The sequence below is a fragment of the Novosphingobium sp. genome (assembly GCF_036820275.1).
Classification (GTDB): domain Bacteria; phylum Pseudomonadota; class Alphaproteobacteria; order Sphingomonadales; family Sphingomonadaceae; genus Novosphingobium.
The window spans coordinates 161,403-175,186 of the sequence record NZ_DAISLT010000008.1; the positions used below are offsets into that span (position 1 = coordinate 161,403).

Sequence of the window (13,784 nt, forward strand, 5' to 3'; positions counted from 1 at the left end):
GGTTTCACGTCAGATCCCGCAGATCAGCTCGCTCTTCCCGCGCATCTGCTTGTCTTCCTGCGTAGCGGAAATCGACGAGGACACCGGGGTATCGTCGGAAACGGCGAAGCTGCCGTCCTTGTCGAGGCGGAAGCCCAGCTTGCGGAACACCGCCTCTACGCGGGCGGGCGAATCGACGAAGGCCACCCCGTGCCATTCGTAGCCGCTCACCACATAGCTCACCTTGAGACCGCGGAACGTCTTGTTGACGGGATAGATATATTCCTCGGCGGATTCGTCTTCCGTAGTGGGCCTGAGCGCCGCCGCTTTCTCGAAGTAGGGAGCCAGTTCCGGGCCGAATTCGCAGCTGCTTGGCTCGAATTCGATCAGCCCGTTGGCCGCCGCCCACTTGGCGGATGAGGGCTGGGTCGGGCAGGCGTCCTTCGCCGCATAGCCGACGCCGCCGCCCGGCAGCGCCAGTTCCACGGCGCCCTTGCCGGTAATGCCGACGATCCGCACCGGCGACCCTGCCGCAATTTCCGCCTTCCCCTTCGAACCCGCCGCTTCGGATTCGCGGATCGAACAGGGCGCGGTGGTCACGCGGTCGCTGCCGTCGATCTCGGCGAGGCGCGGCGGCGCGGCCGACGACAGATTGACGAGGTTCACATAGGCCCCGCCCTCGTCGAGCTTCAGCCAGCGACCGCCCTGCGTGCCGTCGATAAGCACCCCGCGCACCGCCTGCCCGCGCTCGATCCGGCCGACGACCTGCGATCCGTCCTCGCTCGGCGCATCGCGCAGATCGCTTTCCACCGCGACATGATAGTCGAGCGATTTCGGCGTGTCCGCAGCCGCCGTTTCGTCGGCAACCGGCGCTTCGGAGGCAACGGACGGGCCGGTAGTTTCCCGCCCCAGCCAGAGCCCGCCGACGATAGCCAGCGCCAGCACCCCAACGCCCGCAATCAGCGGCACCCGGTTGCGAGCCGCAAACGAAGCGCGCGGCCCCGTCGAATCCTGGGCCAAATCCCTGGCCGAATCCCGCACCGGAGCCACCGGCGGTGCCTCCTGCGGAACTTCCGCAATCACGGCCTGACCACAGTCCTGACAGAAACGCGCGCCCTCTCCGAGAGCCGCGCCGCAATGCTGGCAATACTTACGCATTCCGCTGCGATAATTCGAAACAAATCCCGCCCGCAAGTGACTGTTTCTGTTATCCGGCCGCGGGCGAGAAGATGTTGAACTTCCGTCCGCGCGGGACCTACTCGATGGTAACGCCCGCGACGCGCCAACTGCCATTCTCGCGCGACAGCGAGACCGTCTCCACGGCGTCAGCCTTGTTGGCGAAACTGGTGCGGAATTTCACTACCTCATAGCCATAAGGCGGCGCGGGAAGGTTCTCCTGGCGGAGAAATGTCCGCGAAACCACCGGTCCCAGCGGCACGCGTACCTTTTCATTCGTCGCGGCCCAGACCTGCAACGTATTCAGCTTCCGGAACGCCGAACCGGTTTCCTTGTAACTGTCTTCCCAGCGGCCCTGATCGATCAGGATCAGCCATCGACGGGCAAGCTGCTGCACTTCCGAACTGGCCGTCTCATCCGACGTAGTCGGCGCAAGGGGCGCTGTCGGCGTGACTTGCGAGAGAGTGGCCAGCGCCACAAGACCAAGGGCAATCGACATGAGCAATACTCCCGTCAGTATCCGGGGGCGGCCATGCGCTCGCCCCGCGCCGACGATCGGCGTGCCTGTCGAATCCACCTCCAACCCGGCCACGTCTTCCCCGATTCCCGTGTCCTCCAAGGAATTGGTGGGAAAGGCCTGCTGGTCGTCACCTTCCGCGTCCAGCAACAGACGCGCCGCCTCGCGGCTGCTCGACACCGCCATCTTGCGCCGTGCCTCGCGCAGGCGCTCATTGATCGTATGAACGGACAGGCCCAGCGATCGTGCGGTCGACTTGGCATCGTGACCGCGCACGATCAGGCGAAGGGTCTGCTTCTCCTTTTCGGTAAGCCCCCAGAGACTATCGTTCACCGGCATGTTCATATCCGTTGGGGCTAAGTTCGGCCCGCCACCTTTGCTACCCCAAAAAATCTGTATCCGGGCTGCTCCGTCCAACCTGAAAAGCAAAACCCCTCCCGCCTCGCGGCGGAAGGGGTTTTTCATTTCCAGCCCGAAAGCGGAAAAAGCGACGCTTAGAGTTCGCCTTCGATCCAGCCCTTCAGCGCGCTCTTGGGCGCGGCGCCGAGCTTCTGGGCGACCGGCTTGCCGTCCTTGAACAGAACCATCAGCGGGATCGACTTCACGCCGATCTCGGCCGGAATGCCGGTGTTGGCCATGATGTCCATCTTGGCGATGGTGACCTGGTCGGACAGCTCTTCGCTGATCTCTTCCAGGGCCGGGCCGATCATCTTGCAGGGGCCGCACCAGTCGGCCCAGAAATCGACGAGCACCGGCTTGTCGGACTTCAGAACGTCCGCTTCGAAGCTGGCGTCGGTAACAGCGATAGTCGCCATGAATTGAAACTCCTCGGGTATCTCGGTTGAACGCAATCTAGGGACGAATTGTTTCGAGGCAACGCCTGCCCCGGCATAGGTTTACTGGGCCGGGGAAAAGTCCGGCTTGTGCGCGGCCAGAACCTCGGCTGGAACCTCGAGCAGACGCGGGACCGTGGTGTAGAGCAGCGCCACTTCCACCGCGCGGCCCGGAAAGGCCACTTCCAGCGCGGCGGCATAGGCGCCCATCTGGCGCAGCACGCCCCTGGGCACCTGCTCCAGACGCTCGGGCGGACGGCGCGCGGTCTTGTAGTCGACCAGCCGCACGCGCTCCGGCTCCACCACCAGACGGTCGATCGTGCCCGCCACCACCTGCCCGCCGACGACCGCCGCCACCGGCACTTCGGCCAGGCTGGCGGATCCGAACAGTTCCGACCATTCCGGATTACCGAGCACCGCCATCGCGCTTTGCAGCATGGCCTCACGCGTCGCTTCCGGCAGATCGGCGGCATTGCGGGCGAGCCATTGCCAACCTGCTTCCTCACGCAGATCCGACGCGACTTGCGGCAAACGTTCGAGCAGCTTGTGAACGAGCGTACCGCGCCGCAGGGCATCACGCCCGGCACCCGGCGGGAACGGCGGATCGGGCGCATCGTCCTCGCCCAATGAAGACGGCGCGAGCGGACGCGGCGGACGCGGTTCGGCGGGCGGTGCGCGCTCCAGCCAGCGCGGCAGCGGCTCGCGGAACGGCAGTTCGACCGAGCGCACTTCGGGCGGCAGCGGCGCGGGCACCGGGCCGTTCTCGCAGCGCGTGCCCCAGATCGCGTCCTCGACATCCGCCTCGGCCGGGAACAGGGCGCGCAGGCTGGCGTACCAGCTCTTTTCCGCCGGGCCGTCCTTGTCGCGCCGCCCGAGCGCGCCGCCGACGAACAGGGCTTCCTCGGCGCGGGTCATGGCGACGTAGAGCAGGCGCCAGTGCTCCTGCTCGTCGCCCTCGCGGTTGGCGGCGATCTGCGCGGCGATGCGGCCGACCTTCTCGTCCTTCGACAGCGGCGGCAGCGGCACCTTGCGGCGTTCCTCGCGCGGATCGGCGAGATCGAAGCCCCGGTCGCGCGCGGCTTCCGGGTTGCCGGTGGCGTCCGCCAGAATGACGATCGGCGCCTGAAGCCCCTTCGAGCCATGGACGGTCATCACCCGGACGAGGCCCGATGCCGCATCCGCCTCGCGCTTCAGCTCGCCGTCGCCCGCGTCGAACCAGGCGAGGAAGCCCGCGAGGCTCGGCGTATCGGTGGCGACATAGGCCTGTGCGGCGTTGACCAGTTCATCGATCGGATCGTTCGCCTCGCTGCCGAGGCGCGCCACCAGCCTGCGCCGTCCCTGCCAGGGGCCGACCAGCAGCCAGTGCAACATGTCCTGCGGCGGCGTGAAGTCCGCGCGCCGCAGCAGGTCGATGAGTTGCTCCAGCGCCGTGCCGATCTCCGGGCTGGACTGGGTGCGCAGATGCTCCCAGAGCCGCCGGTGCTTGTCGCGGTAGCCGAAGCGCAGCAATTGCTCCTGGCTCCACCCCACCAGCGGCGAAACCAGCAGCGCGGCCAGGTTGAGATCGTCGAGCGGCTGCACCGCAAAGCGCAGCGCGGCGATCAGGTCCTTCACCGCCAGCGGCGCGCCCAGGCGCAGGCGGTCGACGCCCGCCACCGGCACGCCCGCCGCATGAAGCCGCGCGACGATCAGCCCGGCGAGTTCCTTGCGCTGGCGCACCAGCACCATGATGTCGCCCGCGCCCGCGCGGCGCTCTCTGCCCTTGTTGAGCGTGAACCCCGGCCCCGAGGGATCGAGCCATTCGCGCACCTGCTGCGCAATACGCTCGGCCATCTGGCGGTCCGGACGGGAGAGCCAGTTGGGCTGCTGGCCGTCATTGTCGTCGCCGTCTTCGAGCGGCTCGTCGTCGTCCTCGCCGACCTGTTCGGAAACCGGCTTCCACAAGGCGACGTAACCGGGGCGTTCCTGCCCGACGTGACGCTCGGCGGGACGGTCGAGGCCGAAGCGGGCATGGCCGATCCCGGCAATGGCTTCGTCCACGAAGTCGAGAACCGGCTGCGCGGTGCGGAAGCTGCGGTCCAGCCCGAGTTCGACCAGCGGCCGCGCCGCGATTTCGCTGCGCAGCATTTCGGCATTCTCGGCAGCATCCTGCATCCGGGCACGCACGCGGTCGGCGGCGCGGCGGAAGTTTTCGGGGCTGGTGCCCTGGAAACGGAAGATCGCCTGCTTGTAGTCGCCCACCACGAAGAGTGTGCGCATCAGGTCACTGCGCTGGCCTTCGCCGGACCAGAACTCTTCCGCCATGGCGAAGACGATGTCCCACTGCGCGGCGTTGGTGTCCTGCGCTTCGTCCACGAGGATGTGGTCGAAGCGGCGGTCGAGCTTGTAGCGGATCCAGTCGGCGGAGGCCTGCCCCCGCAGCAGGTCAGCGGCGCGGCGGATCTGGTCGTCGAAGTCGATCAGACCCTCGCGCTGCTTCGCCTCGTCCCAGGCGAGCGCGAAAGCGCGGCCGAGCCGCAGCGCGGGCACCAGCCTCTCCGCGAGCCCGAGCAATGCCTTGACCTCGCGGATACGGACAAGGCTCTCGCCGACGCGCAGGGCATAGCCTTCGTAGTCGGGATCTCGCTTGGAAAGATGGTTGAGGCTGCGAACGCTGTCGTCCTTGGTGAAGAGTGCGGCGTGGAGATCGTCGATCCCCTCCGCGCGCTTCGCTGCACTCCAGGTCAGCCAAGGCACCAGAACGTCGGTGGCCTTGTGCGCGGTAGCGGTATTCCACTCGGCCAGCACTTCGCAGCATTTGCGCAGCGAGCGCACGTCGAAGGCCTCGTCACCGCACATGTCCGCGAGCAGGCTCTCATCCGCCTCGGCGGGCAGACCGAGCAAGCGCAGCACATGGCTGCGGATATCGCCCGCCTGCCACGAACCTGGGCCGAACCAGGCCTCGCGCGCACCGGCACAGCGCAGCAGGAAATCGACGACCGAATCCGGCCCGTGCCGCAAGGAAAGCTGGGCAATCGCGCCAAGCAGCTGCGGCCCGTCGAAAGCATCGGTCTCGGCTGCAACCAGCAGGTCCGCGAGCACCTGCCGTGCCAGCAGCGCGCGCTCACGGTCCTCCATCGGCCGGGTGCCGGGCACGAGCTGCGCCTCCAGCGGGAACGTCGCCAGCAGCCACTGCGAGAAGGCGTGGATCGTGTCGATGCGCAAGCCGCCGCCCGGACTATCGAGCACGGCGGCGAACAGCGTGCGGGCGCGGTCCATCGTCGCAGGATCGGTCGGCGCGCCGATCGCGTCGAGACGCAGGAACAGCTGCGTCTCTTCCAGACGCACCCATTCGGCCAGCGTGCCGTTGATGCGCGCGGCCATTTCCGTCGCGCCCGCCTTGGTGAAAGTAAGGCACAATACCTGGGACGGCTCGACACCCTCCTGCAACAACAGCCGCAGCACGCGCGAGGAAAGCACCTGCGTCTTGCCGGTCCCGGCCGAGGCCGAGAGCCACACGGTATCGCGCGGGTTCACCGCCCGCATCTGGTTGCCGTGCAGCGGATGGACGGTAGCGGGACCGCTCATACTGCGTCCTCCCCGCCCGCACGTTCACCGCCCGCGTGTTCGCCGCCCTCGCGTTCCCTGGCGCCGAGCGAGGTGATCCATTCGTCGAGGCGCATCAGCTGGTCGTAGTCCGCATATGAGCCAAGTTCGGGGTTGAGTCGCGCGGTGAACGGCTCGGTGCCGAGAATCCAGCGGTCGAGCGCATCGTTCAGATAGCGCTCGGTTTCGGGCAGGAAGTCGTCCGGCTCGATTCCCGAGCGCCGCTTGCCGACCTTGAGCGGCGTCGTCGCATAGCCGATGCGGTTCTTGTCCTTGGCCATCGACCAGTATTCGAATTCACCCGCCTCGCCCGCGATCTCGCGGCCCTGCATGTCCTTGAAGCCGCCCGCCTCAGCAATCAGCGCGATCAGGCCGAGTTGCAGCGCGAAGCCTTCCTCCACCCGGCGCGGCGTCGGCGGCGAGCCGGTCTTGTAGTCGACCACCGCCAGCGAACCGTCGGGCAGGCGGTCGATGCGGTCGGCGCGGCCGTGGATGCGGATGTCGCGGTGGCGCATGTCGCCCCAGGCTTCGCTGGCGACGACCTTGCGGCCCGCCGTCTTGTGCGCCAGCACGAGGTCACGGAAGGTGTCGAGCGCCGCGGAGAGGCGCGGCCACCAGAGCGCGCGCATCAGCGGATGGGCGTTCTTCTCGGTCAGCACCGCCTGCGCGATCGCGTGGAGGCCGTCCACCGGCTCGCCCGCCTTGTGCCAGTCTTCCAGGATCTTGTGCGCGACTTCGCCCTTCCATGCGGCGCTCGGCTCGGCATCGAGCGCGTCGAGCTTGCGCAGGCGCAGCACGGCATTGGCGTAGAATTCATAAGGATCGCCGCGCAGGCGGTCCAGCCCGGTCACCGCCAGATCGACCCGGCGTTGTTCCGCCGAAGGCATCGGCTGCGGGCGCGGATGCGGCGCGACTTGCGGCGCATCGTCGAGCATCCGCGCCAGACGCAGCGCCTCGCTCTCGATATGGCGCTTCACTTCATCGCCGAGCAGCGCCTTGATGCGCAGCACGAAGCGCGAAGGGATCACCGGCCCGCCCGCATCGCGCAAGGCCCAGCTCAGCACGACTTCCGGCGCACCCAATGCTGCGGCAAGGTCGTGGGCGGCCAGGCCGATGCGGAAGTCCGCTCCCGGCACGCCGAGCGCGCGCAGCACGGCAGGCGGCAGCAGCGCATCCTGCGAAGGCGAAGCGGGCCAGACGCCCTCGACGAGACCGCCGCAGATCACGAGATCGGCGCGGCTCATCCGCGCTTCGAGCAGGCCGTAGATCGAGACGCGCGGATGGCCGCCCCAGGGCGGTCGCACGGACACGCGGTCCATCGCATCGCGCAGCATGGCGTGAAGCTCGCGCGGGTCGAACAGCGTCCCCGCCGAACCTGCCGCCGCGCGCAGTTCCTCGACCATCATGCTGAGGCTGCGGCCGTCGGCCTGCGCCCAGATCGCCTCTCCGCACAGCGCCTCGGCGGCATCGACCAGCGTGCCGAGCATCGCTTCCAGCGGCTGGCCCTCCTGAAGCGCGAAGAGCGGCGCCAGCACGGCCTCGACTTCGCCCCACCATTCGCCCAGCTTTTCCTGCTCGGCGAGATCGGCCAGCGCCGTCAGCCCCGCCCCGGGACGCGGGCCGCGCAAGGCGAGATCGAGCTTGCGGGCCGATTCCAGCCAGCGCGCACGGCTTTCACCCTCACCGGCGCCTGCCAGCGGATGGACCAGCAATGCGATCAGCGGCACCGGCGCGGCCTGCTCGGCCAGCACTTCGGCCAGCAGCAGCAGCAGCCGTCCCGCCGCCGTCTGCGCCAGCGGGCGGCCCGCGGTATCGTCCGCCTCGATCCCCCAGCGCGTCAGATGCGCGACCACGCGGCCCGCCAGGCCGCGATCCGGGGTAATCAGCGCCACGCGCCGCTCGGGCACTTCCAACGCCTCGCGGATCAGCACGGCGATGGCCTGCGCTTCCTGCTCCGGGTGGGTGCTTTCCATCAGCCGCACGCCGGAAAGGCGGCGCTTCTCGGCAGGCAGACCGACCCATGCCGCCGAAGCGCGCGGCGGCAGGAACAGGTTGGAGATCACCGTGCTGCGCTCGGCGGGCGAGGCTCCGTAGCCGGAGCGATGCCAAGGCGAAACTTCCTCGCGGGCGATGCCCATCCGGTTGAGCAACAGCTTGAGATGGTATTGCGGATGCGTCACCGCGTCCCCGCGCCCGAACGGCGGCTCCTCCGGATTCTCGGGCTTTCCGGCAATACCGAGTTCGTCCCAGACCTCGCCGGGCAGCGCCAGATCGAAGTCCGGCAGGATCACCGAGCCCCCCGGCAACTCGCTGACCACGCGCAGCAATTTCGCCAGCGCGGGCGAGGCGCTGGTCACGCCTGCCGCGACCACGGGATATTGCGGCGGCGCGACGCGCCACTCTTCGGCGGCATGTTCGAACAGGCGGTTGCGGCGCTCCGGCGCGTCGATCTCGCCGCGCTCCGCGAGTTCCGCGATCCAGTATTGCTGCACCATCAGGAACGTGCGGGTATTGTCGGTCCAGTGCCCGGCAAGGTCGCCGACGATGCCGATCACCCGCTCGCTCATCAGGTCGAGCGGCGCGATGCCTTCGACCAGCAGGCGGTCCATAGTGCGGCCGAGTTCCCAGGCACGGCGCAGCAGGGCCGCGCCCTTCCCGGCCTCGGCGCCTTCGACTTCGCGCAAGTAATGGGCAAGCCGCAGCCAGCGCCGGGTCGCATCGGCGGCGGGCGGAATGTCGGCGGCGCCGAGCGGGTCGAGCAGCGGCCCGAGCGTCTCGTCAAGATCAAGATCGCCGACCACCGCCATGCGCGGCAGCAGCATGCCCGGCTTGTCCGTCGTGCCCGAGTGGCGCACGAAAGCCTCGGTGACGGTACGGACCGCGCGGCGGCTCGGCAGCAGCAGGGTCAGCCGGGCAAGGCCGAGTTCGCCTTCGGAATAACGCGGCACCAGCCCCGCCACGAGGGCGTCGGCAAATCCACGGTGCGCAGCAATCGAGTAAACCTTCGGCCCGCCTTTTTCAGGCACGGGTCAGCCATTCCTCGGTCGGTTTGATGGCGCCCGGTTCGCCCACTTCGAACCACAGGCCGGTATGCGAGACACCGTAAAGGCGGCCCTCCTCGATCGCGCGGTTCCACAGGACGTTGGTCGAGAACGGGCCTTCCGGGGCGTCACGCAGCAGGCGCTTCGACACGATCTGGATGCCCATGTAGATGAACGGCGCGACATAGCCCGGCTTGCGCCGCGTGATGCGGCCCAGGGCATCGAGGTGGAAGTCGCCCGCACCTTCGTGATGCATCGCCCGCGTGTGCGGCACGACCAGCAGCAGCGCATCCATCCGCTCCTCGTCCCAGGCCTGGGAGAGTTCGTGGAAAACGTCCACCGGCCCGTCGAGCCAGATATTGTCGCTGTTGAGGCAGAAAAAGGTCTCGGGCAGCAGCGGCGCCGCCTTGACCATGCCGCCGCCGGTTTCGAGCAACTGGGCGCGCTCGTCGGACACGGTGACCTGCGGCCCCTTGCGGCGCGCCTTGAAGTGGCCTTCCAGCGCATCGGCCAGATAGTGGACATTGACCACCGCCTTCTCGACCCCCGCCGCGTCGAGCTTGTCGAGCGCGTGGTCGATCAGCGACTTGCCCGCCACCCGCACCAGCGGCTTGGGCTGCGTCGCGGTGAGCGGACGCATGCGCTTGCCGAGACCGGCGGAGAGCACCATGGCCGTGTCGCTGGCCAGCTTGTTCCCGCTCATGCGGCATAGCTCCCGCCGTTCGCATCGCGCAAATGGGCGGGAATGTTGGCATCGAACCAGCGCGCCACCGGCTCCAGCGCCGGGTGGGCGAGATCGCGCTCCAGCATGGCCCAGACGCGCGGGATCAGCTCCAGGTAGCGCGCTTTGCCGTCACGCCGCCAGAGGCGCACGAAAATGCCGACGATCTTGGTGTTCCGCTGCGCGCCTAGGCGGGCATAGTCGGCCAGGAACGTCTCGGGATCGGCGCCGGTGGCCTGGAGGTAATGGTCGAACATCTCCGCTTCCAGCTCGGGCGAGACGTCGCGGCGGGCATCCTGGAGCAAGGAGACCAGATCGTAGGCCGGGTGGCCGATCAGCGCGTCCTGGAAGTCCAGAAGCCCCTGCTTTTCCAGCGCGCCGAGCAGCATGATGTTCTCGGCATGATAGTCGCGCAGCACGGTCACACCGGGGCGTTGGCGCGGGAGCAGGCCGCTCAGCACGGTTTCCCAGGCAGTGACGAAACCGGCGGTGTCCACGCGCAGGTTCTGCGCGGAGCAGTACCAGTCGACGAAGAGGCGCACCTCGCGCTGGTACTCGCTCATCGAATAGTCGAGGAAAGGCCCCGGCGGCAATTCGCGCAGCTGCGCCAGAACGTCCACCGCGCCCTTGTAGACCGCCACTTCGTCGTCCGGCCACTGGTCGAGATAGTCGCGCATGCGGGCATGGCCGAAGTCCTCGATCAGCACGAGGCCCCGCTCCGCCCAGTCCGCCAGGATCCGCGGCGCGCGCAGACCGTTGAGGTCGAGCCACCGCGCGGCGCGCAGGAACGGCGTGGGATCCTCGTTGGGCGGCGGCGCGTCCATCAGCATCGCCGTCTCGCCATCCGCGCGGGTCACGCGGAAATAGCGGCGGAACGAGGCGTCCCCGGCAAGCGGTTCGACATGGGCACCCGCCCAGCCGGCCTGGGCGAGGAAGGGTTCGAGATCGGCGGGAAGATTCGTGCTCATTTCGGTTCCCGCCCTAACCAATCGGTGCCCGCCTCGACAATGGCGATCCGCCCCTCATCCGCAACTTCCAGCGTAATTGAAAGGCAGCCCGGCTCATGCGCGAAGCCTCCGGCATGGTCGGGCCACTCCGCAAGCAGCGCGGCACCCTGGCGATAATCGTCGAGACCGATCTCGTCCGCCTCCGAAGGGTGCTTGAGGCGGTAGAAGTCGGCATGGACTAGTGGCAGGCGCACGCCGGACTTCCCCGACACCGGCGGATCGTAGACCTCGATGATCGCGAAGCTGGGCGACGGCACTTCGCCCTCATGCCCAAGCCCGGCGATGATCGCCCGGGCCAGCGTGGTCTTGCCCGCGCCGAGGCCGCCGGTCAGGGCCACCACATCGTCGGGACGCAGTTGGTCGGCGATGGCGCGGCCGAAGCGCTCCATCGCGGCGAGATCGGGCAATGCAATCTTCACGGAAGCTCCACCAGAGCGCTGGTGCCCTTGCCGGGCTCGGAAACGAGGCGCAGCGCGCCGCCATGGGCCTCGACAAGCTGGCGCGCGAGCGGCAGGCCGAGGCCCTGGCTGCGCTCCACCGACTTGCCATCGGCGCTGGCCTTCATGCCGTCGAGCGCGAGGGCGACGCTGCGGCTGTCCATCCCCGCGCCCTGATCCTGCACGAGAATCTGGAGCCACTCCCCTTCGCCCGACTTGCGGCGGCCAAGCTGCACGAGGATGTGCAGCCCCCGCGGCGAGGCGGCAATGGCATTGTCCACGAGGTGGCCGAGCGCACGCGCGAGGCGCTTGCGGTCGCCGGAGATCGGACGCAGCAGCCCGCTGGCCTGAAGATCGAGCACGAGGCCTGCCTTCTGGAGCCTTGCGGCGCGTTCCTCGACCACCGAACGCACGAAGGGCATCGGGTCGATCTCTTCCTTCTTGAGCGGCAGCAGCCCCGCCTCGCTCTGCGAGAGGTCCAGCAGGCTGTCGATATGATCGCCAAGCTGCTCCACCGAAGTCAGGATCGCGCCGACATAGTCATGCCCGCTCTCGGACAGTTCCCCGCCGACGCCCGCTTCCAGCAGTTCCGCGAAGCCGCCGATCGAGGTCAGCGGCGTGCGCAGTTCGTAGCTCATCTTGGCGAGGAAGCGCGTCTTGATCGTATCCGCCTCGATCAGCGCGGCATTGCTCTCGCGCAGGGCCGCTTCGGCTTTCTGCGAATCGGTGATGTCGAGCACTGCCAGCAGACCGTTGCCGTCGGGCAGCGGCACTCCGGCGAATTCCAGCATGCGGCCATCGGCCAGCGCGATGCGGCCGCCCTTCTGCGCGCGGTCCAGCGTGGCGGTGCGCACGACGCCGCCGACCGTCTCTGCCTCGGCCGGACGCTTGAGGCGCGGCGCGATCTTCTTGAGCAGGTCCTGCATGTGCGGATGGGTGTCGAGGAAGTCGCTGTCGAGGCCCCAATCGGCGGCGAAACGGCGGTTCCAGATCTGCAGCCGCCCGTCCGGCGCGAAGACCGCAATCGATTCGAACAGGCTGTCGAAGGTCGCCGTCCGCGTGCGCAGCAGGGTGTCGCGCACGGCGGACAGGCGCAGCTGCTCAGTGCGGTCCTCGGCGATCAGCATCAACCCGCCGTCCGGCACCGGCTGGGCGACGATGCGAAGGTGCGTGCCATCCGCCAGGGTCCAGGCTTCCTCGCTCGCTTCTCCGCTGGCGAACCAGGCCGCCTTCTCGCGCCGCCAGGCCGGGAAGTCGCGCGCCTCGGGCACGCGCCCGGCATCGCGCGCGGCATCGAGCAGGCGCTCGAAGGCGGGCAGGTCCTGCATGGCGGCGGTCGAGAACTTGAACAGGCGCTGGAACGGCTGATTGGCGAACGTCAGGCGCTTTTTCGCATCGAACTGGGCGACGCCCGCCGAAAGCTGGTCGAGCAGCCCGCGCTGCGCCTCGCGGAACGCGCGGAACGAGCGCGACATTTCCTCAAGGTCCTCGATATCGACGGCATAGCCCGCCACCCCGTCTTCGCCGAGCGGCAGGTCGCTGACGCGCATGGCGCGGCGCTGGCCGTTGATCGTGGTCGAGACGATGCGCTGGATCGGCGCGCCCTTGTCGGCGGCGGCGCGCGCCACCTGGGCGGGCGTGAGGCCGTCCGCGCTTTCGATCAGCTCGGTGCCGCCGGCGACCACGCTCTGCGCGCTGTCCCCGCCCACGGCCGCGACATAGGCCGAGTTCACCAGTTGCAGTTCGCCGTCCGGGCGGCGGAACCACATGGGCATCGGCGCCGCCTCGATCAGCGAGACAAGCGCGGTGAAATCCCCCCTCGCCCGCGAGGCTTCGTCGCGCAGGCGGGTGAGTTCGGTCTCGCTGTCGGAAAAGTCGAAGACCCAGACCATCGCAGCCCCGCCGGGCGAGATCTGCGGATCGGCCAGATGCCCCCGCAACGCCAGCGAGCGGGTGGATCCGCGCGGCGTCAGCACCATGCGGAACGGCGCGGCGGTCTTCTGGGTGCGGCGCACCGCCTCGGTCAGTTCTTCCAGCTTTTCGGTGGGCAGACCGCGTTCGCCGCCATCGAGTTCGGAAAGGAACTGCGGCACGCCGTCCAGTCCCAGCCACTGCGCGAGGCGCGGACTGGCCTCGATTCGCCCGTCCGAGCGCACGAGCAGCGGCAAGGCAGGCGATTCCTCGACCATGCGGCCCAACCTGCGGGCGGAGCGAAGCTGGCCTTCCGCGCGCTTCTGCCGACTGCGCGCGGTGAGCACGGCCCAGGCCGCCGCCAGCATCCAGGCAGCGAGCAACAGGCCGATCAGGAGGGGTACGAGGCGATCCTGGTCCATTCACCCACGGCTATGAGGTGCGGAAGCCCTAAACACAATGGGGAGAGCGCCATTGTCTGTGCGCTCGTCACATCCGTGACGAGCTTGCGGCGCCGGCCCACGCCCCCACCCGACCTCCCATCAGGATACACTCGTGGGAGGTCGGGTGGGGGCGT

At 68.4% G+C, this 13,784-nt stretch carries 9 protein-coding genes and 1 pseudogene; all 10 read right to left on the minus strand.

The genetic code is table 11. The features are described from left to right. Window positions 1–9 precede the first annotated feature (9 nt). The 10 genes and pseudogenes from V7066_RS09100 to V7066_RS09140 all read right to left on the minus strand — a co-directional run bounded on the left by V7066_RS09100 (window position 10) and on the right by V7066_RS09140 (window position 13,629). Entirely contained in the window at window positions 10–1,062 is a 1,053-nt protein-coding gene (locus V7066_RS09100) for a hypothetical protein (RefSeq protein ID WP_334182735.1), read from the minus strand. A gap of 6 nt (window positions 1,063–1,068) precedes the next feature. Beyond that, window positions 1,069–1,272, minus strand: a pseudogene (locus V7066_RS28780) (zinc-ribbon domain-containing protein); the annotation flags it as partial. Then, window positions 1,235–2,017, minus strand: a complete 783-nt coding sequence (locus V7066_RS09105; protein WP_334182745.1) for a DUF4019 domain-containing protein — start codon at window positions 2,015–2,017, stop codon at window positions 1,235–1,237. The pseudogene V7066_RS28780 and the gene V7066_RS09105, both read right to left, overlap by 38 nt. Window positions 2,018–2,166: 149 nt before the next feature. Then, entirely contained in the window at window positions 2,167–2,487 is a 321-nt protein-coding gene (trxA, locus tag V7066_RS09110; protein ID WP_147215623.1) for a thioredoxin, read from the minus strand. A gap of 81 nt (window positions 2,488–2,568) precedes the next feature. Next, a complete protein-coding gene (addA, locus tag V7066_RS09115; RefSeq protein WP_334182736.1) occupies window positions 2,569–6,072 on the minus strand; it encodes a double-strand break repair helicase AddA in 3,504 nt (1,167 codons plus the stop codon). Further along, entirely contained in the window at window positions 6,069–9,116 is a 3,048-nt protein-coding gene (gene addB / locus V7066_RS09120) for a double-strand break repair protein AddB (RefSeq protein WP_334182737.1), read from the minus strand. Before addB ends, addA begins: the two co-directional genes overlap by 4 nt. Continuing rightward, window positions 9,109–9,834: a nucleotidyltransferase family protein gene (locus V7066_RS09125; RefSeq protein ID WP_334182738.1), complete on the minus strand. Its 726-nt coding sequence runs from the start codon at window positions 9,832–9,834 to the stop codon at window positions 9,109–9,111. The genes addB and V7066_RS09125 overlap by 8 nt, the downstream gene beginning before the upstream one ends. Then, window positions 9,831–10,820, minus strand: a complete 990-nt coding sequence (locus V7066_RS09130; protein ID WP_334182739.1) for an aminoglycoside phosphotransferase family protein — start codon at window positions 10,818–10,820, stop codon at window positions 9,831–9,833. The genes V7066_RS09125 and V7066_RS09130 overlap by 4 nt, the downstream gene beginning before the upstream one ends. Continuing rightward, a complete protein-coding gene (gene tsaE, locus V7066_RS09135) occupies window positions 10,817–11,278 on the minus strand; it encodes a tRNA (adenosine(37)-N6)-threonylcarbamoyltransferase complex ATPase subunit type 1 TsaE (protein ID WP_334182740.1) in 462 nt (153 codons plus the stop codon). Before tsaE ends, V7066_RS09130 begins: the two co-directional genes overlap by 4 nt. Next, window positions 11,275–13,629, minus strand: coding sequence for a sensor histidine kinase (locus tag V7066_RS09140; protein ID WP_334182741.1), 2,355 nt, complete (start codon window positions 13,627–13,629; stop codon window positions 11,275–11,277). The genes tsaE and V7066_RS09140 overlap by 4 nt, the downstream gene beginning before the upstream one ends. Between the last annotated feature and the right edge of the window lie 155 nt (window positions 13,630–13,784).

Bases quoted from the DNA above. Each gene is read 5' to 3' on its own strand.
- V7066_RS09105 (WP_334182745.1), bottom strand. From the start codon at position 2,017: ATGAACATGCCGGTGAACGATAGTCTCTGGGGGCTTACCGAAAAGGAG.
- trxA (WP_147215623.1), bottom strand. From the start codon at position 2,487: ATGGCGACTATCGCTGTTACCGACGCCAGCTTCGAAGCGGACGTTCTG.
- addA (WP_334182736.1), bottom strand. From the start codon at position 6,072: ATGAGCGGTCCCGCTACCGTCCATCCGCTGCACGGCAACCAGATGCGG.
- V7066_RS09125 (WP_334182738.1), bottom strand. From the start codon at position 9,834: ATGAGCGGGAACAAGCTGGCCAGCGACACGGCCATGGTGCTCTCCGCC.
- V7066_RS09130 (WP_334182739.1), bottom strand. From the start codon at position 10,820: ATGAGCACGAATCTTCCCGCCGATCTCGAACCCTTCCTCGCCCAGGCC.
- V7066_RS09140 (WP_334182741.1), bottom strand. From the start codon at position 13,629: ATGGACCAGGATCGCCTCGTACCCCTCCTGATCGGCCTGTTGCTCGCT.